Below are 23705 nucleotides of genomic sequence, written 5' to 3'. Positions count from 1 at the left end.
CCCCCCCCCCTTACGCGAAATCAGGCGGCGGTGGCGTTCTCGATCCCCTCGAAGCGGATCTGGTAGGCCTCGCCCCACAGGGTGGCCGCCCGCTCGTGCCAGGCGGCGTCGAAGAACAGCTTGGCGCAGAACGAGCTGCGCCAGATGCACACCGCGATGATGCGCTCGTCCAGAACACGGATGTGGCGGCTCTCCAGCCCGCCGGCGATGCCGAGGCGGGGCAGCATATCGATGCTGGACGTGCCGAATTCATTCTCGCCGGGGAAGACGATCGGGCATTCGACGACAGTCAGATGTTTCACGGGGCTTTCCATGCCGGGCGCCTTCCTCGGGTTTTTCTTGCGGCCTGTCTGGGGTGTTCGTTGCACAACGCTTGTCGAGTGATACCTGCTCCTTTCGGAGCCATCTCAGTCTTTCAAGCTTCACGCACGATTGTCGATGGCCTTATCGACGTCCTGCCGCGTCACGGATGCGGCAGGACGTCGGGCTCGCCGCCCGCGCCTCGCCGGCACAATCCCAGATACTGAGGATCGCGCTGATGCGGCAGGATTCCATGAGGGCGATATGATCGACCTTCCGCTCGCAGAAGGTCTGCATGCGTTCCTGGGCCGAGGCGCCGATGTCGACCGCCGGAAAATCGCTGTCGGTGATGAGCCAGACCGAGCGATTGTAGATTTCCGGGCCTTCGGCAGCCACGGCGCGGAAGATGTCGCGCTGTGTGAGCAGACCCGTCACGGTGCCGTTGGTCTCGTCGTCGATGACGACCAGGGCGCCGGTTCCCGGTTGTGCGAGGAGCCGCGCGGCCTCCGCCACCGAGCGATTGCGATGGATGGTCTGGACACTCGACGCGTCCCGGTTTCGGCGCAACGTCTCGAACACGGCGCTCCTCCCTCGGCGTACCTCTCGGCCGGGGCCGCCTTGGAAAGAAGGTTGGTATACAACATACCTATTGTCAATTCCGGTTTTTGAATTATGGTGCCGACATCCCGGTCGGTCTTGCACAATCAAACCGCCGGTCGTCACCGAAACCCGCGCGGCAGGGCTGCCCCGAATGCGCTGGCATGCTTGGCACTGGCTGGCGAGCGATCCGCCGCGAAGGCGCCGGGGCGTCGAGACTGCCGAGTGACGTTCTTCTATTTGAAGAGTGCTGTCGTCTTTCATCGGCAGTTGCGTAAGTTGTCTCCATAATTGTCTTGATAATATTGCGGTTTCCGCCTTTTCGGCAGGTGCTTTGCGATAAGACGATCAAAAAGCTCGAACAATCGAGCTGTCTATGGAGAGACGCCCATGACCTCGTCCCCAACCCTCGCGACCGCGCGCCCGGTAAACCGATGGCTGCAATTGCTGTTCGGCATCGTCTGCATGTGCATGATTGCCAACATGCAGTACGGCTGGACGTTCTTCGTCAATCCGATGCAGGAGCGGCACGGCTGGGACCGTGCCGCGATCCAAGTCGCCTTCACCCTCTTCGTCGTCACCGAGACCTGGCTGGTGCCGATCGAGGGCTGGTTCGTCGATAAATACGGTCCGCGGGTGGTGACGCTGGCCGGCGGCCTGATGTGCGGTCTCGCCTGGGTGATCAACGCCTATGCCGACTCGCTGACCCTGCTCTATGTCGGCGCCGTCATCGGTGGCACCGGCGCCGGCGCGGTCTACGGCACCTGCGTCGGCAATTCGCTCAAGTGGTTCCCGGACCGGCGCGGCCTCGCGGCCGGCCTCACCGCCATGGGCTTCGGCGCCGGCTCGGCGCTGACCGTGGTGCCGATCCAGGCCGTGATCCACCATTACGGCTACGAGTCGGCCTTCCTCTGGTTCGGCCTCGGCCAGGGCCTGATCGTGATGCTGATCGCGCTGTTCCTGGTGGCGCCGAAGAAGGGCCAGGTGCCGGAGATCGCCCGCGTCAGCCAGAGCAAGCGCGACTTCACCCCCGGTGAGATGGTGCGTACCCCGATCTTCTGGGTGATGTACGCCATGTTCGTGATGATGGCGGCCGGCGGCCTGATGGCGACCGCCCAGCTCGGCCCCATCGCCAAGGACTTCCACATCGCCGACGTCCCCGTCAGCCTGCTCGGCATCACCCTGCCGGCGCTCACCTTCGCCGCCACCATCGACCGGGTGCTCAACGGCGTGACGCGCCCGCTCTTCGGTTGGATCTCGGACCATATCGGCCGCGAGAACACGATGTTCCTGTCCTTCGGCATCGAGGGCGTGGGCATCTATCTGCTCAGCCAGTTCGGCCAGGACCCGATCATGTTCGTGATCCTGACCGGCCTCGTCTTCTTCGCCTGGGGCGAGATCTACTCGCTGTTCCCGGCGACCTGCGGCGACACCTTCGGTTCGAAATACGCCGCCACCAATGCCGGCCTGCTCTACACCGCCAAGGGCACGGCGGCGCTGATCGTGCCCTATACCAGCATCCTCACCACGATGACGGGCAGCTGGCACGCGGTGTTCCTGGCCGCTGCCGCGCTCAACATCATCGCCGCCTTCATGGCGATCTTCGTCCTCAAGCCGATGCGGCAGGCCTATACCAAGGCGCCCGTACCGGTGGAGCCGAAGCCGGCCACGGCCCATTGAGGCTGCCCGGGCCGGGGGCATCCCCGGCCTCCCTCTGAAACGAGGCAGCGCGCGCCGCGGCGGAGACGCCCGGCGCGCGTCGTCGTTCGGCCGGGCCTCGCAGGCTTCAAGGATGGGAGCGCGACGTCATCGCGTTGATTCGTTTGAGAAGCCGTCCAGCTCGTCGCGGCGAGGCTTCCGCCAACGCCGTCCCGACGGCACGGCTTGAGTCCGAAAGGTTGTGTTCCGGCCGGGCTTGCTCACGCCGGCCATGACACCGTGGCACCGATGCTCCCGGCCGGCGACGAGAGCACAGGGGTTGCCGCAGGAATTCCATAGGCGGGTGCTAAATCACTGTCTCGAAAGAAGTTTTGTGTCGGCCCGCTATCCGTTCGCCGGTTGCGGGAGCCACCGCTCGCGCCTCGAAGCCCGTGTTCCGAGGGGCTTGATGCCACGCAGAATAGTACGGCATCGGCGTTTTTTTGCGTCTGGTATATTGTGTGCCAAGAGACATTGTGCATGATCCGGCGCCGAGGGGACCATAACAAAGACGGGAGAAACACCGGGATGGAACACCAACCGAGCCCGAGCGCGCGCCAGGACGCGCCGTCGGCCAAGTGGTGGCAGCTCGCCTTCGGCGTGCTCTGCATGGCCATGATCGCCAACCTCCAATACGGCTGGACGCTCTTCGTCGATCCGATCGACGCCAAGTTCCATTGGGGACGCGCGGCGATCCAGCTCGCCTTCACGATCTTCGTCGCCACCGAGACGTGGCTCGTTCCGATCGAGACCTGGTTCGTGGACCGGTACGGGCCGCGGATCGTCGTCTGCTTCGGCGGCGTCATGATCGCCCTGTCCTGGGTGCTGAACGCCCACGCCGATTCGCTCTTCCTGCTCTACGCCGCCGCCGTCATCGGCGGCATCGGCGCCGGCTCGGTCTACGGCACCTGCGTCGGCAACGCGCTGAAATGGTTCCCGGACCGCCGCGGCCTGGCTGCCGGCGCGACCGCCGCGGGCTTCGGCGCGGGCGCTGCGGTGACCGTGATCCCGATCGCCAAGATGATCGCGTCGAGCGGCTATGAGCAGGCCTTCCTCGTGTTCGGCCTCGGACAGGGCATCATCGTGATCCTCCTGTCCTTCCTGCTGCGCAAGCCGTCGGTGGCCGTTCCGATCAAGCGCAAGAATCTGCGCCTGCCTCAGACCAAGGTCGACCGCACCCCGCGTCAGGCCGTGCGCACCCCCGTCTTCTGGGTGATGTATGGAATGTTCGTCATGGTCGCCTCGGGCGGCCTGATGGCGGCGGCGCAGATCGCTCCGATCGCCCACGACTTCAAGGTGGCGGACGTCCCGATCAGCCTGTTCGGCCTGCAGATGGCGGCGCTCACCTTCGCGATCTCCCTCGACCGCATCTTCGACGGGTTCGGCCGGCCGTTCTTCGGCTGGGTCTCCGACAATATCGGTCGCGAGAACACGATGTTCATCGCCTTCACCGTCGCCGCGACCGCCTGCATCGTGATGCTGGCCTACGGGCGCAACCCGTATGTCTTCATCCTTGCGACGGCGACCTATTTCGGGGTCTTCGGTGAGATCTACTCGCTGTTCCCGGCGACCTGCGGCGACACCTTCGGCTCGAAGTTCGCGGCCAGCAATGCCGGCCTGCTCTACACCGCCAAGGGAACGGCGGCCTTCCTCGTCCCCTTCGCCAGCCTCATCTCGGCGGCTTATGGCTGGTCGGCGGTGTTCGGCCTCATCATCGGCCTCAACATCGTGGCGGCGGCCCTGGCGGTCTTCGTCCTGAAGCCCCTGCGCCGACGCTATCTCGCGGCGGAAGCCGAACGCTACGAGGCCATGCAGGCCGAGTCCGTCCGTCTCGCTTGAGATCATTCCGCTCGAAGATTGGAAACACGCGGACGAAACCTGCGTGTTTCGTTTGACCACCTCTCTGGTATTTGGTATACCAAAGCCACGCCAATAGGATCGACCGCCGGAACACGCGGTGATGGCCCCCTCAGGCATCGATCCGACCAGGTGACTGCCGGCTCGTCCGAAACGACGACGCGCTCGAGACCAGCGCTTCCCAAGCAGATTGCGGAATGCCCGAAGAGGCCCCGCGCGACGAAAAATCCAGACAAAAGGGAGAACGCCGCATGACCGTCCAGGCCCAGAACATCGACGCGATCACCGCAGGTGCGGTGCCCCACGAGGAGGCGGAGCTGACGGACGGCTTCCACCTCGTCATCGACGCGCTCAAGCTGAACGGCATCGAGACGATCTACGGCGTGCCCGGCATCCCGATCACCGATCTCGGCCGGATGGCCCAGGCCGAGGGCCTGCGCGTCGTCTCCTTCCGCCACGAGCAGAATGCGGGCAACGCGGCGGCGATCGCCGGCTTCCTCACCAAGAAGCCGGGCATCTGCCTCACCGTCTCGGCGCCGGGCTTCCTCAACGGCCTGACCGCGCTGGCCAACGCCACCACCAACTGCTTCCCGATGATCCTGATCTCCGGCTCCTCCGAGCGTGAGATCGTCGACCTGCAGCAGGGCGACTACGAGGAGATGGATCAGCTCGCCATCGCCAAGCCGCTGTGCAAGGCCGCCTTCCGCGTGCTGCACGCCGCCGATATCGGCATCGGCGTGGCGCGTGCGATCCGCGCCGCCGTCTCCGGCCGGCCCGGCGGCGTCTATCTCGACCTGCCCGCCAAGCTATTCTCGCAGGTCATCGACGCCGATCTCGGCGCCCGCTCGCTGGTGAAGGTGATCGATCCGGCTCCGGCCCAGCTTCCGGCCCCGGCCGCCGTCGCCCGTGCCCTCGATCTGCTGAAGTCGGCCGAGCGTCCGCTGATCATCCTCGGCAAGGGCGCGGCCTATGCCCAGGCCGACGAGGCGGTGCGCGCGCTGGTCGAAGAGAGCGGCATCCCCTACGTGCCGATGAGCATGGCCAAGGGCCTCCTGCCCGACACCCACCCGCTCTCGGCCGGCGCGGCGCGCTCCACCGCGCTGAAGGATTCCGACGTCGTCGTGCTGGTGGGCGCGCGCCTGAACTGGCTGCTCTCCCACGGCAAGGGCAAGACCTGGGGCGAGCCGGGCTCCAAGCGCTTCATCCAGATCGACATCGAACCGCGCGAGATGGACTCGAATGTCGAGATCGCGGCCCCGCTGGTGGGTGACATCGGCTCCTGCGTCGAGGCGCTGCTCGACGGGATCCGCAAGGATTGGAAGGGGGCGCCTCAGAACTGGCTCGAGACCATCCGCACGAAGCGCGAGGCCAACATCGCCAAGATGGCCCCGAAGCTGATGAAGAACACATCGCCGATGTGCTTCCACTCGGCGCTGGGCGCTCTGCGCACCGTCATCAAGGAGCGGCCCGACGCCATCCTCGTCAACGAGGGCGCCAACACCCTCGATCTCGCCCGCGGCATCATCGACATGTACCAGCCGCGCAAGCGCCTGGATGTCGGCACCTGGGGCGTGATGGGCATCGGCATGGGCTTCGCCATCGCCGCCGCCGTCGAGACCGGCAAGCCGGTGCTGGCGGTCGAGGGCGACTCGGCCTTCGGCTTCTCCGGCATGGAGGTCGAAACGATCTGCCGCTACGACCTGCCGGTCTGCATCGTGATCTTCAACAACAACGGCATCTATCGCGGCACCGACACCGACCCGACCGGCCGCGATCCCGGCACCACGGTGTTCGTGAAGGATTCCCGCTACGACAAGATGATGGAAGCCTTCGGCGGCGTCGGCGTGAACGTCACCACGCCGGACGAGCTGAAGCGGGCGGTCGATGCGGCGATGGATTCCGGCAAGCCGACCCTCATCAACGCGGTGATCGATCCGGCCGCCGGCAGCGAGAGCGGCAATATCGGCAGCCTCAACCCGCAGAGCACCCTGAAGAAGAAGTGAGGCAGGCTCTGCCTCGCCTCCCTGCCTGAACCGGATCGCGGTGCCCGAGAGGGTGCCGCGATCCTTTTTCGTTCGGCGTTCTCCCCGCCCTCGGCCCCGGGGGCAGGGAGGATCCTTCCAAGGGGATCTCCATGGCCTCTTCCGCCTTCGATCCGACGCTCGCCCTCGACCCCCATCTCGCGGGGCGCCTCGATTTCCGGCACCGGCTGCCCACGCAGCCGCCGCTGCCCCCCGGGCGCCACGAACTCGGCCTGTTCCCGGAGCGCGATGCCACGCTCGTCGTGCCGCCCGCCATCGATCCGCGCCGGCCGACACCCCTGGTGACGCTGTTCCACGGCGGCGGCGGCAGCGCCCAGAAAATCCTGCCGATGCTGGAGGGGCATGCGCAGGCGCGCGGCTTCCTGCTGCTCGCGCCGCAATCGCTGTTTCCGACCTGGGACCTTGTGATCGCCGGCAACGGGCCGGATCGCGAGCGGCTCGACACGGCCCTCGCCGCGGTCGCGGATCGCTTCCTGCTCGATCCCGCCCGCTTCGCCTTCGCCGGCCATTCGGATGGGGGCAGCTACACACTCTCCCTGGGCCTCGCCAACGGCGACCGGGTCACGCACATGATCGTCTCGTCGGCGGGCTTCCTCACGGTTCAGGTCCAGGCGGGCGCCCCGCGGATCTTCCTGTCCCACGGCACCCGCGACGAGCAGATCCCGATCGACCGCAGCGGCCGCCGCCATGCCCGCCTTCTGCGGGAAGCGGGCTACGACCTCACTTACGTCGAGTATGACGGCCCGCATGCCTACAACCCGGATGTGATCGCCCGGGCGGTCGACTTCTTGTTCGCCGAGGGCCGACGCGGGGACGGCGATTAGGCGGCGAGGCCGGCGGAGCGGCCTTCGCTGGCCCCGACCTCGGCCGAAGCTTCCGTCAGCAGCGCGGCCACGAGATTGGACTGGGACACGACGCCGACGAGGCGCCCGTCGGGCCCGACCACGGGCAGGTGGTGGTGCCCGCTCTGCGCCATGCGCGCCGCGACCTGCGCGAGCGACATGTCGGGGCGCAGGCTCTCGACCTCGGTGGTCATCACGTCGGCGGCGCAGCCATGCGGGGCGCGGCCTCGTCCCAAAGTCAGCTGCCAGCGCCGGGCGAAACCGAGGCGGGGACCGCGCCCGTCCCATTCCACCTTGTCCATCAGGTCGGTCTGGGTCAGGACGCCGAGCACCCGCGCCCGCTCGTCGGTGACCGGCAGCATCTTGATGTGGTGGCGCCGCAGCAGCGTCAAAGCCTCCCGCAGGGGAGCCTCGGGAGCGATGGCGACGACGTCGCGGGTCAGGAGCGAGGCGCAGGTGGTCGGCCCGGAGCGGCGCAGCAGGGAACTGAGCTGGGCGCGCCGCAGCAGCGCTTCCAGGTCGCCACGGTCGATATCGAGCACCTGATCGAAATCCTCCAAGGCGGCATCGATGTCGGCCGAGGTCAGGCCGAGGCGGCCTGCCGGCACCGGAGCCAGGGGCGCGGCCTGCGCGACATGCGGATAGGAGCGGCCGGTCAGGTTGTTGAACAGGATCGCCGTGCCGAGGATCAGGGCCGTGTTGACGCCGACCGGCCACAGCACGAAGCCGTAGCCGAGGTCGTGGATCGCCGGCCCGCCGAGCACGGCGGTGAGCGCCACGGCGCCGCTCGGCGGATGCAGGCAGCGTAAGCCCATCATCACCGCGATGGCGCCGGCCCCGGCCAGCGCCGCGCCGACGAGGGGGTCGGCGATGTGCAGGGCCGCCGTGACGCCGATCAGAGCGGCGACGAGGTTGCCGCCGATGATCGACCAGGGCTGAGCCAGCGGACTCGACGGCACGGCGAAGAGCAGCACCGCCGAGGCGCCCATGGGCGCGATCAGCAGCGGCAACTCCACCCCCGTTCCGACCGTGGCGCGGGTGACGAGGCCGGTGGCGAGGAGGCCGGCCAGGGCGCCGCTGGCGGCGCGGGCGCGCTCGCGGAGGCTGACGGGCGCCTGCCCCGGCAGGAGGCGGCGCAGAAGAGAGGTCACCAGTCGCGTCACCGGCAGGGCACCGCAGCTTCGAGGCGAAGGGGAGGGGCGTCCAGGCGGAGAAAGCGCGGGGCGCCGACACAAGGAAAAACCGGACCGACGGGGTCGGTCCGGTCAAGTCATCGGAGGAGGAAAAAACCCGGGCGCCTAGCCCGGTCAAGCGCTCCCGGGGCAGTGCCCCGTCCCGGGAGGGTCATGGCCGACCGGTAGTGCCGATCGGTTCGGACCATTCGGCACGGCCTTCCTGGACGGAGAAGGCCGTGCATCACCCGTCAGACCGCGCGGGCCTCGTGCATCGCGGCGATCTGCTCGGGAGAGTAGCCGAGGCCCGCGAGGACCTCGTCGGTGTGCTCGCCCAGCAGCGGCGAGGCCTTGATGTCGACCTTCATGTCGGAGAACTTGATCGGGCTGCCGACGGTCAGGTACGAGCCGAGCTTCGGATGCGGCACCTCGACGATGGTGCCGCTGGCGCGCAGCGACGGATCGGCGGCGATCTCCTTCATCGACAGCACCGGCGCGCACGGGATGTCGAACTTGCGCAGGATGTCGACGGCCTCGAACTTGGTCTTGTCGGCCAGCCAATCCTCGATGAAGGCGAAGATCTCGAAGATCTTGTCCTGGCGGGCGCGGGGGGTGTTGTAGGCCGGATCATCGATCCACTCGGGCTTGTTGAGCGCCTTGCAGATCGGGGCCCAGGCATGGCCCTGAATCGTGAAGTAGATGTAGGCGTTCGGGTCGGTCTGCCAGCCCTTGCACTTCAGCACCCAGCCCGGCTGGCCGCCGCCGCCCGCGTTGCCGCCGCGCGGCACCACGTCCGAGAACTCGCCGTGCGGGTATTGCGGGTATTCTTCGAGGTAGCCGATGGCGTCGAGGCGCTGCTGGTCACGCAGCTTCACGCGGCAGAGGTTGATCACCGAATCCTGCATCGACACGGCGACCTTCTGGCCCTTGCCGGTCTTGTTCTTGGCATGCAGCGCCGTGAGGATGCCGATGGCCAGGTGCATGCCGGTGTTGGAGTCGCCGAGCGCGGCGGCCGACACGGTGGGGGGGCCGTCCCAGAAGCCGGTGGTGGAGGCGGCGCCGCCGGCGCACTGCGCCACGTTCTCGTAGACCTTCAGGTCCTCGTAGTGGTGGCCGTCGGAGAAGCCCTTCACCGAGGCGAGGATCATGCCCGGGTTCAGCTCCTGGATGCGGGCCCAGGTGAAGCCCATGCGGTCGAGGGCGCCGGGGCCGAAATTCTCGACCATCACGTCGGATTCGGCGATCAGCTTCTCGAGGACTTCCTTGCCCTGCGGGGTCTTGGTGTCCAGGGTGAGCGAACGCTTGTTGGAATTCAGCATGGTGAAGTAGAGGGCGTCCGCATCCTCGACATGGCGCAGCTGGTTGCGCGTCACGTCGCCGGCGCCCGGACGCTCGACCTTGATCACGTCCGCCCCGAACCACGCGAGCAGCTGGGTGCAGGCAGGACCCGCCTGGACGTGGGTGAAATCGATGATCTTGATCCCTTCGAGCGGCTGGGTCATCTCGGCTTTCTCCCTATTTTGACTTCGTTTCGGGTCGTCGTTGCTTGCAAAGGCTGAAATATCGGTCTCGGGAATATTTCCTGAAAAATAACGGTGTCCCGGGCGTCGCCGTCAGGCGCAGACGAGGGTGCCCAGGGCTTCTTCCAGCTCCGCCACGCGGCGGCGCAGGGCGCGCTCCTCTTGGAAGCGTTCGGTCTCGTCGCGGATCACCGCGGCGATGCCGGTGACGGCTCCTTCCGCGTCGTGCAGCAGCGCGACGGTGAAGGCGATGGAGAGGGACCGGCCGTCCTTGTGCAGGGCCGGCACCTTGAGCAGGGTGGTCCCGTAGCGGGTCTCCCCCGTGCGCATGGTCTTGGCGTAGCCATCCCAGTGGCGCCGACGGTGACGCTCCGGGGTGATGAGGTCGAGGCTCTCACCGAGCGCCTCGGCCTGCGTGAAGCCGAAGATCCGTTCCGCGGCCGGATTCCAGACGACGATCCGTCCGTCCGCGTCGGAGATCACCACGGCGTCGCCGATGGCCGCGACGAGCCCGGTCAGGTCGAAACTGTGAGAGGCGGCCATGTGCCGACTCCTTCCCGTTCGCCGGCTCAGCCGCAGGGCTGGAGCGAGGGTGTCCCGGTTGCCGGCCGCGTGGCCGGATCGTGCGCAGAACTGTCGAGGATGCCGCGTTCGGTCATGGCAGGCGTTGCCTCCTTGGCTTCCTGGATCGAGGCCGCTCTTTCCGGTGGCTCGTCGATTGGCATCTGGTATACCAGACACGAATTATAGGTCAAGGCACGCCGTGCAACCCGAACGGGATTGCCTGTCGGCGGTTGAGGCAGGGGGGAGGAGGCCCGCAATGTCGGACAAGCACAGCATCCGGATCCGGCAGGTCGAGGCCTACGCCTTCCGGATCGACTTCGGCGAGAGCTTCGTTCCGCTGCTGACGGACGAGCCCGAGCCGATCGGCGGCGAGACCGGACCCTCGCCCGAGCAGGTGCTGATCGCCGCCGTCAGCAACTGTCTGTGCGCCAGCCTCGCCTTCGCCCTGGGCAAGTACCGGCAGGAGGGCGGGGGAGTGAGCGCCGAGGCGATCGGGCGCGTGGCCCGCAACGGGGAGGGGCGCCTGCGCCTCGTCGGCATCGAGGTCGACATCGCCCTGGGCGCCGAGGCCGAGTCGATGGATCGGCTCGACCGGGTGCTCGATCAGTTCGAACGGTTCTGCACCGTCTCCGAGAGCGTCAAGGCCGGCATTCCGGTGGCGGTCGCGGTGCGGGACGGGCGGGGCACCCGCCTGAAATAGGCCAAACGGGAATCGGGAGGAGCAAACGATGGGCGAGACGCAACGGGACGTGGCGCGGGAGCCGGAAGATCTGGCTCGTCTCTTCCACGCGCGGGCCAATGCCGGCGACGTGGAAGGGTTAGCGGCCCTCTACGAAGCCGGGGCGACCCTCGCGGTGGGCGAGGTCGTGGCGTCCGGCCGTGACGAGATCCGCCGCTTCTACACCGACCTGCTCGCCCGCAAGTCGGATTTCCCCGAGCCGGAGACCCTGCCGGCGATCCGCAACGGCGACCTCGCACTCACCTTCGCGCGTCTGCCCAACGGCGCGCTCTCGGTCGAGGCGGCTCGCCGTCAGGCGGACGGGACGTGGCTCTGGGCGATCGACCAGCTCAAGATCAAGCCGGTCGCCAAAGGCTGAGGAAGGCGGGGGCGGGCGGCGTTACTCCGCCGAGGCCGAGCGGCGCGGCGTGGCGTTGCGCCGGCTGGCGAAGATACCGGGGGCGGTGCCGGGCACTACGACCAGGCGCCGGACCTGGCCGCTGAGATAGGCCTGGAGGAAGCGGGTGTAGTTCCTGAACACGACGCATCCGTTCGAGGCGCCGCTCGGGCCCAGCATGTAGGTATGGGCCAGGATGCCGTCGCGGCCGTGGATCGCCGCCGACCCGCCGACCGGGGTGAGGCGGATGGCCCGCACCCCGTGGAACAGGGCCTCGCGCTCCCTCAGGTCGTAGACGCCGGGAGGGGTGGCGCCGCGCATCCGCACATGGACGTAATCCGGGTTGTCCTGGGCCGCGCCGAGACCGGAATGAGCCTCCAGCACCTCGCCGTTGGGCAGGGTCACCGTCGCGGCGCTGATGTCGTAGACGGCGACGCCCGGTTCGGACACCGGACCCGGAACGATCCGCCGCCGGGCGGCCGAATCGACCGCGCCGCTGTCGAGCCCGGCATAGGCCATCGCCGGCTCCGAGGACGGGGGGGAGGCCGGCAGGTCGAACATCTTCTCGAAGAACGAGCGGTTGTCGGTCACCGCGGCGCTGAACACGCTGCGGGTCGGCTCCCGCGAAGCCCGTGCCGTGGAGGCGGTGGCGATCCGCGCCGTGGCGGCTCGGCTGGCCTGCGCGGTCTGCGTTCTCGGCTCGTAGCGGAATTCCTCGGGGCGCCGCACCGGGAGCGGTACGGTGAGGGCGACGCGGGCCGCCGGCGGCGCCGGACGCGGCGTCACGGCCGGCGCGTCGGCGGCGGCAGCGTTCTCCTCCGGGAGGGCGGCCAGGGTGGCCACGGGTTCGGCTGCCGGCGGCGCCCGGAAGGTCGAGGCCAGGGGCGTCTGCCGGACGAAGCCCTGGCCGCTGTCGAGGACGGGGGCGGGTTCGAGCATCCAGGCCAGCGCGCCGGGCGCGGCCGGCCCGGTCTCCGCCCTGTCGGCGCCGTCCAGGGTCTGGATCGCGTCAGGGAAGGGGACCGGGAACGAGGCGGAATCGGGCTGTTGCAGCAGGCCGGCGAGCGCCAGCCCGCCGAGGGCGGTGAGCGCGAGGGCCGCGACCGGCGGCCGGCGCCGACGGCGGCGGACGGGCCGGGCGGGGCGGCCTTGAACGAGCTCGGCGATGTCCATGCGGGCGGTACTCGACAACGCGGATCCCGCACGGCCTCCGTCGTCATTCCAAGCATGGTTGTGCCGGAATGACGCTCAGGATGGCTCGGCCGTTTAGGAAATGATCAACCTTAAGCCTTCGTCATTGAACGGGATCTTGGTTAATCTTGCCTAAATCGCACGCCCGCTCGGGCACATTCTGCGAACAAGCTTGACGATGGCCGGCGAAGGGCCCTGCCCGTGGGCGGCACGGCGAGTGGGAAGCGTCGGTCATGGTTGCGGGGGCGCGGTCCCAAGGGGCCTGCCTGTGTTCCGCCGGCCACAAACTGTGTGATGTTGTTACATTTCATCGCCCGGCCGGTTGACCCTGCGCCGCATCGCAGCAAAGGTCGTGCGGCCAAGGTTCCTGCGGACTCTTCCCCGTGGGCTAAGAGGGAATCCGGTCGGTTCGTCCGATGCCGGAGCTGCCCCCGCAACTGTGAGCGGCGAGCTCCCGCCGCGAGAGGTCACTGGTGCCCCGCACCGGGAAGGCCGGGCGGGGGCGCTGACCCGTGAGCCAGGAGACCTGCCTCGGCACGACGATATTCCCCGGGCGGGGTGTCCCGGCGGTGTGCCTGAACGGCGTGCGTTCCCCATGCGCGTCGTCGGTCGGCCTCCGCTCGGTCTTTCCGCCCAAAGCCCCGAGCGCCCCCGTGACAATCCGGACGAGCCTGAACGCCTTCGACACCGCCGCCGCCGGGCGAGGCCGCGTCACCGCGGCCCGGCCGCATTGGCTGCTGGCGGCCTTGCTCTCCGCCGGCCTGCCGAGCCTGGAGGCGCGGGCCCAGGAAGCCGTGACCCTGGAGGAACTGGTGGTCGAGGGGGAGAGCCGCGGCCAGGGCGTCGGCAACGGCGCGCCGGGCGTCCGGAGCGCGGCGGCCGGAGCGATCGGCCTGATCGGCCCGACACCGGGCTATCGCACGGATCGCGCGGTCAGCAGCACGAAGACCGATACACCCCAGCGCGACGTGCCGCAGGTCGTCACGGTGGCCTCCCGCGAGGTCATCACCGATCTCGCCGCCACCCGCGTCGACCGCGTCTTCAATTACACGCCGGGCGTGGCGCAGCAGAACAATTTCGGCGGCCTGTCGGTGTTCAGCTACGCCATTCGCGGCGTCACCACCTCGGAGCTGTACAAGAACGGCTTCCCCTTGAATCGCGGCACGCCGCCGCCGCCGGACGCCCAGAACGTCGAGCGGATCGAGGTGCTGAAAGGCCCCGGCGGCGGCCTGTTCGGGCGCAGCGATCCGGGCGGACTCGTCAACATCATCACCAAGCAGCCGACCACCGAGCGCTTCGTCGAGATGGGCGGCCTCTGGGGCTCGTTCGGGCAGTTCCGCGGCACGGTCGATTCCGGCGGCGCGCTGAACGAGGACGGCACGCTCGCCTATCGCTTCAATCTCGCCGCCGGCCGGCAGAACAGCTTTCGCGATTTCGTCGATGGGGACCGGCTGCTCGTCGCCCCCGTCCTGAGCTGGCAGATCACGCCCGATACGCGGATCACCGTGGAGACGGAGTTCCTGCGCAACCGCATCGTGTTCGACCGTGGCGTCATCGCCATCAACGGCCGGCTCGGCCTGCTCCCGATCTCGCGCTTCCTCGGCGAGCCGGGCCAGAGCACCTATCAGACCAACAACACGATGCAGGTGCGGGTCGATCACCGCTTCAACGCCGATTGGCAGATGCGGCTCGCCACCCATTTCAACACCGGCACGCTGGAGGGCGAATCCGCCGAGATCCGCCGTCTCGAAGCCGATAACCGCACCGTCTCGCGCGACCGCAATGTCCGCGACTACCGCTGGGATACGGCGATTGGCCAGGCCGAGCTGGTCGGACGCTTCGACACCGCCGGCATCGGCCACACGATGCTGCTCGGCTTCGAGCGGGAGAGCACCGACAGCCGGACGGTCTACAACCGCTCGACCATCGCGAAGAACCCCTTTGCCATCGACATTGACGATCCGCGCTACGGTCAGCCGCTGCCGCCGATCGACCGGTTCCGCAACAATCTGGAGCGGATCACCAACACCGCCCTCTACGCGCAGGACCAGCTGACCCTGAGCCCGGAATGGAAGGCTTTGCTCGGCGTGCGCTTCGACTTCTTCGAGCAGTCGTTCCGCGAACGGATTCCGCGCAGCCAGGTCGACCAGAGCTATTTCGCCGCCACGCCGCGCGCCGGCCTCGTCTACCAGCCGCTGCCGGAACTCGCCCTCTACACCAATGTCGGCACCAGCTTCCGGCCGAATATCGGCCCCGACGCGGCGGCCTCGTCGCGCTCCGGCCCCTTCGCCCCGGAAACCGGCCTCGGCTACGAGGTCGGCGCCAAGATCGACCTCTATGGCGGCGCGCTGTCCCTGACGGCGGCGGCCTTCCGGGTCGACCGGCAGAACGTGCTGACCCCGGAAGCCAATGGCAGCGGCTTCTCCGTGGCCGTGGGCGGCGTGCGCAGCCAGGGCTTCGAACTGACCGCCGCCGGCCAGATCACACCCGAGATCAAGCTCCTGGCGGGCTATGTCTATGCCGACGCGGTGGTGACCGAGGATCCGACCCTGCGTCCGGGCACGCCGCTCATCAACGTGCCCCGCCATTCCGGCAGCCTGCTCGCGGTCCACGAGGTGCAGGGCGGCCCCTGGAAGGGCCTCGGGCTCGGCGGCGGCGTGCGCGGCGTCGGCGAGCGGGCGGCGGATGCCGTCAACAGCTTCACCCTGCCGGCCTACATCGCCGTCGATGCCCTGGCCTATTACCGCTACGAGAACTTCCGCTTCTCGCTCAACGTCGAGAACATCTTCGACAGCGAATATTACGAAAGCTCCCTCAACCGCTTCCGGGTCTATCCCGGCGCGCCGCGCCGCTTCACCGGCACGCTCTCGGTGCGGTTCTGATGCAGGCGCTGGGAGGGGACGCGACAGCGATGGGGCGTGGCGCAGCCGCCGCGCCGCGCACCCGCATCGGTGCCATCGACGCCCTGCGCGGGCTGGTGATGCTGCTGATGCTGGTCGATCACGTGCGCGAGTTCTTCTACCTGCAGGCGCAGGTCAGCGATCCGATGAATCTGGCCACGACGCCGCCGGATCTCTTCCTGACCCGGGCCGCCTCGCATGTCTGCGCACCGGTCTTCCTGCTGCTCACCGGGCTCTCGGCGAGCCTCTACGGAGCGAAACACGGAAGCCGCGCCGCGACCTCCGCCTTCCTGCTCAAGCGCGGGCTCTTCCTCATCCTCCTGGAAGTGACCCTGGTGAACCTCGCCTGGACCCTCAACCCGCTGCCGCCGATCCTCTACCTGCAGGTGATCTGGGCCATCGGGCTCAGCATGCTGGCGCTGTCGGTCCTGCTCTGGCTGCCCTGGGCCGGGCTGGTCGCCGTCGCGCTCGCGATCATGCTCGGGCATAACCTGCTCGACGGGGTCGTGCTGGCGCCCGACGCGCCGGGCTTCGCGCTGTGGGCGATCCTGCACCAGCGCGGGCTGATCCCGCTGCCCTGGGGCGTCCTGCGCACCTCCTATCCGGTCCTGCCCTGGATCGGCGTCATCGCGGCGGGCTACGCGCTCGGGCCGCTCTATACGGCCGGTCTCGCGCCGTCCCTGCGCCGTCGCCGGCTCGTCGCCCTCGGGCTGGCGAGCCTCGCCGCCTTCCTGATCCTGCGCGGCCTCAACGGCTATGGCGAGCCGGTGCCGTGGGTCGCGGGCAGGACTTGGGTGGCGACCGTCCTGTCCTTCGTCAATCTCACCAAATATCCGCCCTCGGCGGATTTCCTGCTCGCGACAATCGGGGCCGGCCTGCTGCTGCTGGCCCTGTTCGAGCGCCTGCCGGAGCGCGGCCTGCGCTGGCTCACCGTCTTCGGCGGGGCGCCGCTGTTCTTCTACCTGCTGCACCTCTGGAGCCTGCGCCTGATCCACGACGGGCTGACGCTGTTCGGCCTCGCCGCACCCTCCGGCCGGATCGAGGTCGGCTCACCGCTGTGGCTCTGGCCGATGGCCGGGCTGCTCGCCCTGCTTCTTTTTCCAGCCTGCCTCTGGATGGTGCGGCTGAAACGGCGCAGCGCCTGGCCGGGCCTGAGCTATCTTTGAGGGCACGGCCTCCCCCGCCACCGATCGAGGTGATGACGGGGGAAGCGGCGACACCGTCGGGCAGCCTACTGGTAGCCCTTCGGGAAGGGGTTCGGCTCGATCAGCTCGGGGCTCTCGTAGACCACGTCGAACTGTCCGTCCGGCCGCGCGCGGGCGACCCGGGTCTTGCACCAGAGGTGATGGTTCTCGTGGATCTTCACGGTCCCTTCCGGCGCGTTCGTCAACTCCAGGCCCGGTGAAGCGGCGATCACCTTGTCGACCTCGAAGGTGCCGGCCTTCTCCACCGCCGCCTTCCACAGGAACGGGCTGAGATAGGCCGCCTGGGTGATGTCGCCGATCACGGTCTTGTCGCCCCAACGCTTCTTGAAGGCGGCGACGAATGTCTCGTTGTTCGGGTTCTTGATCGTCTGGAAATACTTCATGCAGCTATAGGCGTCGGCGATGTTCTCGCCGCCGATACCGTCCACGTCATCCTCGGTGACGGAGACCGTGACGAGGAGCTGCTTCTTGAGATCGATGCCCGCGGCCTTGAGCTGCTTGTAGAAGGCGACGTTCGACCCGCCCACGACGGTGGCGAAGATCACGTCCGGCTTCTTCAGCTTGATCTTGTTGATGACCGAGTTGAACTGCGTATGGCCGAGAGGAAAATATTCCTCTCCGACGATGGTGCCCTTGGTCACGTTGGTGATGTGTTTGGTGGCGATCTTGTTGGTCGTGCGCGGCCAGATATAATCCGAGCCGACCATGAAGAAGGACTTCGCGCCCTTTTCCTTCGTCACCCAGTCGAGGGCGGCGAGCGTCTGCTGCGTCGCCTCCTGGCCCGTATAGATCACGTTCTTGGACTGCTCCAGGCCCTCGTAATAGGTCGGATAGTAGAGCAGGCCATTGTATTGCTCGAAGACCGGCAGCACCGCCTTGCGTGAGGCCGAGGTGACGCAGCCGAACACGGCGGCGCAGTGATCGTTGACCACGAGCTTGCGCGCCTTCTCGGCGAAGGTCGGCCAATCCGAGGCGCCGTCCTCCTGGATCACCTTGACCTTGCGGCCGAGGATGCCCCCCGCCGCGTTGATCTGCTCGATGGCGAGCCGCTCGCCCTGCGTCGCTCCGGTCTCCGACATCGCCATGGTACCGGTGAGCGAGTGCAGGATGCCGACCGTCACCTCGGTATCGGTGACGGCGAGACCGCCCGCGCCGGTCTCCGCGGCCCAGGCGCCCCGTCCGGGCAGGGCCGTCATGAGCGGGGAGGCGGCAAGCCCCAGGAGCAGTTTGCGGCGCAGGTGGAAGTGAGCGGCGTTTTGGTCACGCGAGCGCATGGTGTTTTAAAATCCTTCCGAGAAACATCCGGCGGATCGACCGATCGTTGACAGGCGATCGCCAGACGATGCCGGTACGGCGCTCGTATTTCTTCTCAGGAAAACAATTTGCATCAAGGGTATTTGCTGGGCTGCGTGCTCATATTTCTTGCGATATGCCTCTCATATCGTCGTTCATGCAGGATATTTACTTTCTCCGGCGTCCCGGTTCACATCCGCTCATGGCTTCGAACACGATCCGGAACACGGCCTCCATGCCGGCCGACAGACTGCCCCCGTCCGGGGCGAGCAGGCGCAGGCCGAGGCCCGCGCCATTGGGCAACGGACTGACGCCGCAGAGGCATCCGGCCGTGTCGGCCGCCCGGCATAGAGGGGAGGGCGCCAGCCGGTCGTCGGGATTGGCGCCGAGCACGATCATCGTGCCGTAGGCGCGACCCTCGCCCATCGGCGAATCCGGGCCCCCGAAGGCCGTCCCGTCGATGCGGCTGCGTTCGCGCACCAGGGCGCGGCCCTCGGGCGAGCGGATGGTCAGGCCGAGATCGAGCCGGTCGAAGAGCCGGCCCTGGCCCGCCGGGTCGTGGCAGGCCACGCTTTCCGTGACGATGGCGCGGGCGCCCGCCTCGGCGACGATCTCGGTCGAGACCGCCAGATGCGCCCCCGGAAACAGGATCAGCGGATCGGGATTGAAGGCGAGGAAGGCATCGGCGGCCACCCGCAGCCGCGTCTCCTGATGCGAGGGGTCCGGGCCGCCGCGATGCACGACCGTGCCGGCTTGGGTGGTGACATGCGCCCGCGCGCCCGCCCGCGCCTCGATGGCGAGGGTGAGATGGTCGGCGGCGTAGAGGCCGCCGGAGGCCGATTGCAGGTAGAGGGTGGCGAGATCCGGGCTTTCCGGATGCATCCGGAAGGCGCGGGTGATGTGGAATGGGTAGGGTACCGTCTGCCGCGCCAGCACGGTCGTGCCGCCGCCGCGGGCGAAGACGAGGGAGGCCTGGACCCGGCGGCCGACCGGAGCGCCCGGCGCCGTGGCGCCGGCCGGCTCGGCCGAGAGGAGCCTGTCGGGTCCGGCGTCGTCGGAGAGAGCGTCGAGGGACAAGTGCATCAGGCCGCGAACAGCACGGCGCGGCAGATCGCATCCGCCACCGCCTCCACGCCCTCGCCCGCGCGGGCATTGGTCGCCAGCACCGGCTTCTCGCCCCGCACCCGTGCCGCTTCCGCCAGCATGGCGCCGAGATCGACGCCGACATGGGGGGCGAGATCGACCTTGTTGACGACGAGGAGGTCGCAGCGCAGCACGCCGGGACCGCGTTTGCGCGGGATGTCGTCGCCGCCGGCCACGTCGATCACGAAGATCCACCAATCGACCAGATCGAGGGAGAAGGTCGAGGCGAGGTTGTCGCCGCCGGATTCGAAGATCAGGAGCTGGAGGCCGGGAAACGTCGCCTCCAGGTCGTCGCCGGCGGCGATGTTGAGGGTCGGGTCCTCGCGGATGACGGTGTGCGGGCAGGCGCCGGCCTCCACCGCCTCGACCCGGGCCGGGTCGATCAGCCCGGAGCGGCGCAGGCGCTCGGCATCCTCCTTGGTGACGAGGTCGTTGGTGACCACCGCCAGATCGACGCCGCGGGCCTGGAGCGCCGGGATCAGCCGCTCGATCAGCGCGGTTTTCCCCGAGCCGACCGGGCCGCCGATGCCGATGCGGGCGGCGCTGACGGGTTCGGAGAGGGGGGACGGGGAGGAAGCGGTCATCGCAGCATGTACCGTTGGGCGAGCGGCAGGACGGTCGCTGGCTCGCAGGTGGCGAGCTCGCCGTTCACGAAGACCTCGAAGGTCTGCGGATCGACGCGGATCTCCGGGCAGGCGTCGTTCCAGAGCATGTCGGCCTTGGTCAGCCTGCGGGTGCCGCGGGCCGGCAGCAGGCTTTTTCGAAGTCCCAGGCTCTCGCCAAGCCCACCCTCGATGGCGAGCGGGTGGACGAAGCACGCCGACAGCCCCTGCTTGGCCAGCCCGAAGGCGCCCCATTGCGGGCGCATCAGCATCGGCTCGCAGGTCATCAGCGAGGCGGCGGAATCGCCCATGGCGCCCCAGGCGATGAAGCCGCCCTTGATCACCAGCTCCGGCTTGATGCCGAAGAAGGCCGGGCGCCAGATCACGATGTCGGCCATCTTGCCGGGCTCGAGCGAGCCGATATGGGCGTCGATGCCGAAGGTGCGCGCGGCGTTGATCGTGTATTTGGCGATGTAGCGCTTGATCCGGGCATTGTCGCCGAAGCCCGGCTTCTCCTCCGGCAGCCTCCCGCGCTGGTCCTTCATCTTGGAGGCGAGCTGCCATGTCCGGCAGATCACCTCGTGGATGCGGCCCATGCCCTGGCTGTCGGAGCCGAGCATCGAGATCGCGCCGATATCGTGCAGGACGTCTTCCGCCGCGATGGTCTGGGCGCGGATACGGCTCTCGGCGAAGGCCACGTCCTCCGGCAGGGCCGGGTTGAGGTGGTGGCACACCATCGTCATGTCGAGATGCTCGTCGAACGTGTTGACCGTGTAGGGATTGGTCGGGTTCGTCGAGGAAGGCAGGCAATGGGGCAGCCCCGCCACGCGGATGATGTCCGGCGCGTGGCCGCCGCCGGCCCCTTCCGTGTGGTACATGTGGATCGTGCGCCCGCCGATGGCCGCCAGCGTGTCCTCCACGAAGCCGGATTCGTTCAGCGTGTCGGTGTGGAGCTGGACCTGGAAATCGTGCTCGTCGGCGAAGGCGAGGCAGGAATCGATCGCCGCCGGCATCGCCCCCCAATCCTCGTGGATCTTCAGGCCGAGCACGCCGGTCTCGAGCTGCTCCTTGAGCGCGGCCGGCTTGTGGGTGTTGCCGCGTCCGAGGAAGCCGAAATTGACCGGCCAGGCTTCCGCCGCCTGGAGCATCTTGCCGGTGTTGAACGGGCCGCCGGAATCGATGCCCACGGTGATCGGCCCGAGCGAGCCGCCGAGCAGGGTGGTGATGCCGGAGGCGATGGCGTGGTCGGGCAGGCCGGCGGAATCGAAATGCACGTGCACGTCGATGGCGCCGGGGGTGGCGATCAGCCCCTCGCAATCGCGCACCGTGGTGCCGGCGGAGACGATCAGGCGGGGATCGACCCCGTCCATGATCGCCGGGTTGCCGGCCTTGCCCAGGGCCACGATGCGTCCGTCCTTGATGCCGAGATCGCCCTTCACGATGCCGATGACGGGATCGATCACGAGCACGTTGCACAGGAGGAAGTCGAGCGCGCCCTGCGCCGCCGTGACGCCGGGCGCGAGGCCGATGCCGTCGCGCAGCGTCTTGCCGCCGCCGTGCAGGCACTCGTCGCCGTAGACCGCGTGGTCGTGCTCGACCACCGCCACGAGGGAGGTGTCGGCGAGCCGCACGCCGTCGCCGGTGGTGGGGCCGTAGAGGGCGGCGTAATCGCGCCGGGGAATCGTGACCATGTGCGTGTCTCCCCTCAGGCGCCCTTGAAGCCGCCGGCCCTGGCGCGAGCCAGCGCGTCGGCGCGGGCGGCGTCGCTGTCGAGCTTGCCCTGCGTCAGGTTGTTGAGGCCGGTGAGTTCCCGGGCGCCGCCGAATCCCACCAGCGTCACGCTCTTGCGCTGGCCCGGCTCGAACCGCACCGCCGTGCCCGCCGGGATGTCGAGGCGGAAGCCCAGGGCCTTCGCCCGGTCGAAGTCGAGCGCGCGGTTGACCTCGAAGAAGTGGTAGTGCGAGCCGATCTGAACCGGCCGGTCACCGGTATTGACCACGTCGATCGTCACCCGCGGCCGCCCGGCGGCGAGTTCGATCTCGCCCTCGGCCGGCAGGATCGCGCCGGGCTCCAGCGTGTCGGGCTCCGCGCCTTCCGCAGGCCGGATCGGCTCGTGCACGGTCACGAGCTTGGTGCCGTCGGGGAAGACGCACTCGACTTGCAGGATCGGCATCATCGCGGCGACGCCCGGCATCACGTCGCCGGTGGTCAGGATGGTCGAGCCCCAGCCGATCAGGTCGGCGACGGAGCGCCCGTCGCGGGCGCCCTCCAGGATCTCGTCGGTGATGATCGCCACCGCCTCCGGGTAGTTGAGCGTGAGCCCCCGCGCCCGCCGCTTGCGGGCGAGTTCGGCGGCGGTGAAGATCGTGAGCCGTTCGAGCTCGGTCGGCGTGAGCAGCATCGGGCCACAGGCTCCTTCAATTCGCGAACAGGCGCAGCTCCGCCTGGGCTTGGCGCATGGCGGCGATTTCGATCAGTGGGGTGAAGCCCGTCAGCACGATCCCGTCCTCCGGCTCCGGCACGGGCTGATCCAGGAGCGTGGCGATCAGGGGAAGCGCGTCGCCCAGCACCCGCTGCGCCTCGATGGCGCCGACCACGCCGAGCCGCACGGCGGCCGAGGTGAGCCCGCTGACGAACAGGTAGCCGGAGACGGAAGCCGCCATGCGCTCGTCCAGGCCCAGAACCGCCCAGAGCGCGCCCTGGACGGTGGCGAGATGCCCGAGCAGCGTCCCCGCCCGCACCGCGCCGCGCAGGGCCGCCGCCCCCGGCGTGCCGAGGCGGGCATGCGAGGCCAGCAGCGAGGCGCCGTTGCGGCGGCTGCCGGTGCGCATCGGCTCGGGCAGCGCGGCGGCTTCCAGGGCCGCGTCGATCTCCGCGAGCCGCCCGGTGGCGCCGCCGGCACGGTGGGCCAGGATCAGGGCGACCCGGTCGGTGCCGGCCCAGCGGAAGCGCAGGCCCGCCGTGACGGTCCGGGCCAGGGCGGCGTCGTCGAAGCCGGGATTGCCGGCGACGAGGCCTTCGATGCCGTTGGAAAAGGCGAAGCTGCCGCTCGGGAAGGCCGTATCGGCCTGCTGGAGCGCGGTCAGGGCGGCGAGCAAATCCCTAGCCCTCGTCGGCCGCGTCGATGGAATGGGCGACGCGGCCCTCCGTGACCAGGGCGCCGAGGCGGACGAGATAATCCTGAGCCGGCCCTTCCAGCGCGACGAGGAGAGCGCCTTCGTCGAAGCGGACCCGCCAATGCAGGTTACCGGCATGATAGCCGAGTTCGAGGGCGTCGGCGGCGCCCGCCGGCACCAGCCGCAGCCAGCGCTCGCTGCCGACGCGGGCGATGAGGGCGTGGTGATCCTCCAGCACCAGCACGGCCCCGTCGAACAGGGCCTGATCCCGCGGCAGGGCCAGCGCGATCTCCTCGCCGCCTTGCGTCGTCGCCCGCAGACGGCGACGGGCGACATCGGCGCTCGACACCCGCAGAATGTCTACCGTGCCGTGATGGTCGAGGTGATGCAGCTGTTCGGCCAGACCGGCATCGCGCCGGCTGCCCAGGACGCGTTGAATCACTCGCATACGCTGACAACTCCGACACACCTGACGCCCACCCCTGTCGGGGCGATGGGATGAGCCGAGATTTCCCCGCGTCCATCCTCCGGCGGGTCCGGTCCTCGGC

General features: G+C 68.5%; 21 protein-coding genes and 1 riboswitch. Of the genes, 8 read left to right on the top strand and 13 right to left on the bottom strand.

Annotated features, from left to right (window positions below; all coding sequences use genetic code 11):
• Positions 1-20: 20 nt before the first annotated feature.
• On the bottom strand, positions 21-314 hold the full coding sequence (locus MZTS_RS00835; protein ID WP_192280486.1) for a hypothetical protein: 294 nt from the start codon (positions 312-314) through the stop codon (positions 21-23).
• Positions 315-444: 130 nt separating this feature from the next.
• Complete coding sequence (locus MZTS_RS00830; protein WP_192280483.1) at positions 445-879, bottom strand: CBS domain-containing protein; 435 nt, start codon at positions 877-879, stop codon at positions 445-447.
• 408 nt (positions 880-1287) lie between these two features.
• On the opposite strand from MZTS_RS00830, the gene oxlT (MZTS_RS00825) reads away from it, so the two are divergent.
• The 4 genes from oxlT (MZTS_RS00825) (at position 1288) to MZTS_RS00810 (ending at position 7318) form a co-directional block, all read left to right on the top strand.
• The gene (oxlT, locus tag MZTS_RS00825; protein WP_192280481.1) at positions 1288-2577 is read left to right on the top strand and encodes an oxalate/formate MFS antiporter; all 1290 of its coding nucleotides are present in this window, start codon (positions 1288-1290) and stop codon (positions 2575-2577) included.
• Positions 2578-3123: 546 nt separating this feature from the next.
• Positions 3124-4434 carry an oxalate/formate MFS antiporter gene (oxlT, locus tag MZTS_RS00820; RefSeq protein ID WP_192280478.1) on the top strand — a complete coding sequence of 437 codons (1311 nt, stop codon included), beginning with the start codon at positions 3124-3126 and terminating at the stop codon, positions 4432-4434.
• A 269-nt stretch (positions 4435-4703) separates the two neighbouring features.
• Positions 4704-6455, top strand: a complete 1752-nt coding sequence (gene oxc / locus MZTS_RS00815; RefSeq protein WP_192280475.1) for an oxalyl-CoA decarboxylase — start codon at positions 4704-4706, stop codon at positions 6453-6455.
• Positions 6456-6586: 131 nt separating this feature from the next.
• Entirely contained in the window at positions 6587-7318 is a 732-nt protein-coding gene (locus MZTS_RS00810) for an alpha/beta hydrolase (protein WP_009864873.1), read from the top strand.
• Here the strand turns inward: MZTS_RS00810 and MZTS_RS00805 are convergent.
• The 3 genes from MZTS_RS00805 to MZTS_RS00795 all read right to left on the bottom strand — a co-directional run bounded on the left by MZTS_RS00805 (position 7315) and on the right by MZTS_RS00795 (position 10571).
• Positions 7315-8487, bottom strand: a complete 1173-nt coding sequence (locus MZTS_RS00805) for an HPP family protein (protein ID WP_192280472.1) — start codon at positions 8485-8487, stop codon at positions 7315-7317. The two genes, MZTS_RS00810 and MZTS_RS00805, sit on opposite strands and share 4 nt — an antisense overlap.
• 272 nt (positions 8488-8759) lie before the next feature.
• On the bottom strand, positions 8760-10010 hold the full coding sequence (gene frc / locus MZTS_RS00800) for a formyl-CoA transferase (RefSeq protein WP_009866360.1): 1251 nt from the start codon (positions 10008-10010) through the stop codon (positions 8760-8762).
• A gap of 111 nt (positions 10011-10121) precedes the next feature.
• The gene (locus tag MZTS_RS00795) at positions 10122-10571 is read right to left on the bottom strand and encodes a PAS domain-containing protein (RefSeq protein WP_192280469.1); all 450 of its coding nucleotides are present in this window, start codon (positions 10569-10571) and stop codon (positions 10122-10124) included.
• Between the two features lie 277 nt (positions 10572-10848).
• Here MZTS_RS00795 and MZTS_RS00790 point away from each other — a divergent pair, with 277 nt between their 5' ends.
• Positions 10849-11292, top strand: a complete 444-nt coding sequence (locus MZTS_RS00790) for an OsmC family protein (protein WP_009864678.1) — start codon at positions 10849-10851, stop codon at positions 11290-11292.
• A gap of 28 nt (positions 11293-11320) precedes the next feature.
• A complete protein-coding gene (locus MZTS_RS00785) occupies positions 11321-11689 on the top strand; it encodes a YybH family protein (RefSeq protein WP_009864679.1) in 369 nt (122 codons plus the stop codon).
• Between the two features lie 21 nt (positions 11690-11710).
• Here the strand turns inward: MZTS_RS00785 and MZTS_RS00780 are convergent, their stop codons facing one another.
• A complete protein-coding gene (locus tag MZTS_RS00780) occupies positions 11711-12880 on the bottom strand; it encodes a DUF2778 domain-containing protein (RefSeq protein ID WP_192280466.1) in 1170 nt (389 codons plus the stop codon).
• 362 nt (positions 12881-13242) lie between these two features.
• Positions 13243-13446: riboswitch (cobalamin riboswitch) on the top strand.
• Positions 13447-13551: 105 nt separating this feature from the next.
• On the opposite strand from MZTS_RS00780, the gene MZTS_RS00775 reads away from it, so the two are divergent.
• Together MZTS_RS00775 and MZTS_RS00770 are read left to right on the top strand one after the other, a co-directional pair.
• Positions 13552-15780 carry a TonB-dependent siderophore receptor gene (locus tag MZTS_RS00775; protein ID WP_378740663.1) on the top strand — a complete coding sequence of 743 codons (2229 nt, stop codon included), beginning with the start codon at positions 13552-13554 and terminating at the stop codon, positions 15778-15780.
• A 29-nt stretch (positions 15781-15809) separates the two neighbouring features.
• On the top strand, positions 15810-16964 hold the full coding sequence (locus tag MZTS_RS00770) for an acetyltransferase domain-containing protein (RefSeq protein ID WP_192280463.1): 1155 nt from the start codon (positions 15810-15812) through the stop codon (positions 16962-16964).
• A 65-nt stretch (positions 16965-17029) separates the two neighbouring features.
• Here MZTS_RS00770 and urtA read toward each other — a convergent pair whose 3' ends face one another.
• The 7 genes from urtA to ureE all read right to left on the bottom strand — a co-directional run bounded on the left by urtA (position 17030) and on the right by ureE (position 23605).
• Positions 17030-18277 carry an urea ABC transporter substrate-binding protein gene (gene urtA, locus MZTS_RS00765; protein ID WP_192280460.1) on the bottom strand — a complete coding sequence of 416 codons (1248 nt, stop codon included), beginning with the start codon at positions 18275-18277 and terminating at the stop codon, positions 17030-17032.
• Positions 18278-18464: 187 nt separating this feature from the next.
• Positions 18465-19379, bottom strand: a complete 915-nt coding sequence (locus tag MZTS_RS00760; RefSeq protein WP_009864393.1) for an urease accessory protein UreD — start codon at positions 19377-19379, stop codon at positions 18465-18467.
• Positions 19379-20023, bottom strand: coding sequence for an urease accessory protein UreG (gene ureG / locus MZTS_RS00755; protein WP_192280457.1), 645 nt, complete (start codon positions 20021-20023; stop codon positions 19379-19381). Before ureG ends, MZTS_RS00760 begins: the two co-directional genes overlap by 1 nt.
• Entirely contained in the window at positions 20020-21732 is a 1713-nt protein-coding gene (gene ureC / locus MZTS_RS00750) for an urease subunit alpha (protein WP_192280453.1), read from the bottom strand. The genes ureG and ureC overlap by 4 nt, the downstream gene beginning before the upstream one ends.
• 14 nt (positions 21733-21746) lie before the next feature.
• Entirely contained in the window at positions 21747-22442 is a 696-nt protein-coding gene (locus MZTS_RS00745) for an urease subunit beta (protein ID WP_192280450.1), read from the bottom strand.
• A 16-nt stretch (positions 22443-22458) separates the two neighbouring features.
• Complete coding sequence (locus MZTS_RS00740; protein WP_192280434.1) at positions 22459-23139, bottom strand: urease accessory protein UreF; 681 nt, start codon at positions 23137-23139, stop codon at positions 22459-22461.
• A 4-nt stretch (positions 23140-23143) separates the two neighbouring features.
• Positions 23144-23605, bottom strand: a complete 462-nt coding sequence (ureE, locus tag MZTS_RS00735) for an urease accessory protein UreE (protein WP_192280431.1) — start codon at positions 23603-23605, stop codon at positions 23144-23146.
• Between the last annotated feature and the right edge of the window lie 100 nt (positions 23606-23705).

It is taken from the genome of Methylorubrum zatmanii, from assembly GCF_014845115.1.
GTDB classification, from domain to species: domain Bacteria; phylum Pseudomonadota; class Alphaproteobacteria; order Rhizobiales; family Beijerinckiaceae; genus Methylobacterium; species Methylobacterium zatmanii.
Note: the sequence above shows the minus strand (reverse complement) of the source record. Positions and strands in the feature narration are given on the sequence as shown.

Excerpts from the sequence above, each read along its gene's own strand:
- ureG (WP_192280457.1), bottom strand. The coding sequence starts at position 20,023 with ATGACCGCTTCCTCCCCGTCCCCCCTCTCCGAACCCGTCAGCGCCGCC.
- urtA (WP_192280460.1), bottom strand. The coding sequence starts at position 18,277 with ATGCGCTCGCGTGACCAAAACGCCGCTCACTTCCACCTGCGCCGCAAA.
- MZTS_RS00760 (WP_009864393.1), bottom strand. The coding sequence starts at position 19,379 with ATGCACTTGTCCCTCGACGCTCTCTCCGACGACGCCGGACCCGACAGG.
- MZTS_RS00780 (WP_192280466.1), bottom strand. The coding sequence starts at position 12,880 with ATGGACATCGCCGAGCTCGTTCAAGGCCGCCCCGCCCGGCCCGTCCGC.
- MZTS_RS00745 (WP_192280450.1), bottom strand. The coding sequence starts at position 22,442 with ATGCTGCTCACGCCGACCGAGCTCGAACGGCTCACGATCTTCACCGCC.
- ureC (WP_192280453.1), bottom strand. The coding sequence starts at position 21,732 with ATGGTCACGATTCCCCGGCGCGATTACGCCGCCCTCTACGGCCCCACC.
- oxc (WP_192280475.1), top strand. The coding sequence starts at position 4,704 with ATGACCGTCCAGGCCCAGAACATCGACGCGATCACCGCAGGTGCGGTG.
- MZTS_RS00795 (WP_192280469.1), bottom strand. The coding sequence starts at position 10,571 with ATGGCCGCCTCTCACAGTTTCGACCTGACCGGGCTCGTCGCGGCCATC.
- MZTS_RS00810 (WP_009864873.1), top strand. The coding sequence starts at position 6,587 with ATGGCCTCTTCCGCCTTCGATCCGACGCTCGCCCTCGACCCCCATCTC.
- oxlT (WP_192280478.1), top strand. The coding sequence starts at position 3,124 with ATGGAACACCAACCGAGCCCGAGCGCGCGCCAGGACGCGCCGTCGGCC.
- MZTS_RS00790 (WP_009864678.1), top strand. The coding sequence starts at position 10,849 with ATGTCGGACAAGCACAGCATCCGGATCCGGCAGGTCGAGGCCTACGCC.
- frc (WP_009866360.1), bottom strand. The coding sequence starts at position 10,010 with ATGACCCAGCCGCTCGAAGGGATCAAGATCATCGATTTCACCCACGTC.
- oxlT (WP_192280481.1), top strand. The coding sequence starts at position 1,288 with ATGACCTCGTCCCCAACCCTCGCGACCGCGCGCCCGGTAAACCGATGG.
- ureE (WP_192280431.1), bottom strand. The coding sequence starts at position 23,605 with ATGCGAGTGATTCAACGCGTCCTGGGCAGCCGGCGCGATGCCGGTCTG.
- MZTS_RS00835 (WP_192280486.1), bottom strand. The coding sequence starts at position 314 with ATGGAAAGCCCCGTGAAACATCTGACTGTCGTCGAATGCCCGATCGTC.
- MZTS_RS00770 (WP_192280463.1), top strand. The coding sequence starts at position 15,810 with ATGGGGCGTGGCGCAGCCGCCGCGCCGCGCACCCGCATCGGTGCCATC.
- MZTS_RS00785 (WP_009864679.1), top strand. The coding sequence starts at position 11,321 with ATGGGCGAGACGCAACGGGACGTGGCGCGGGAGCCGGAAGATCTGGCT.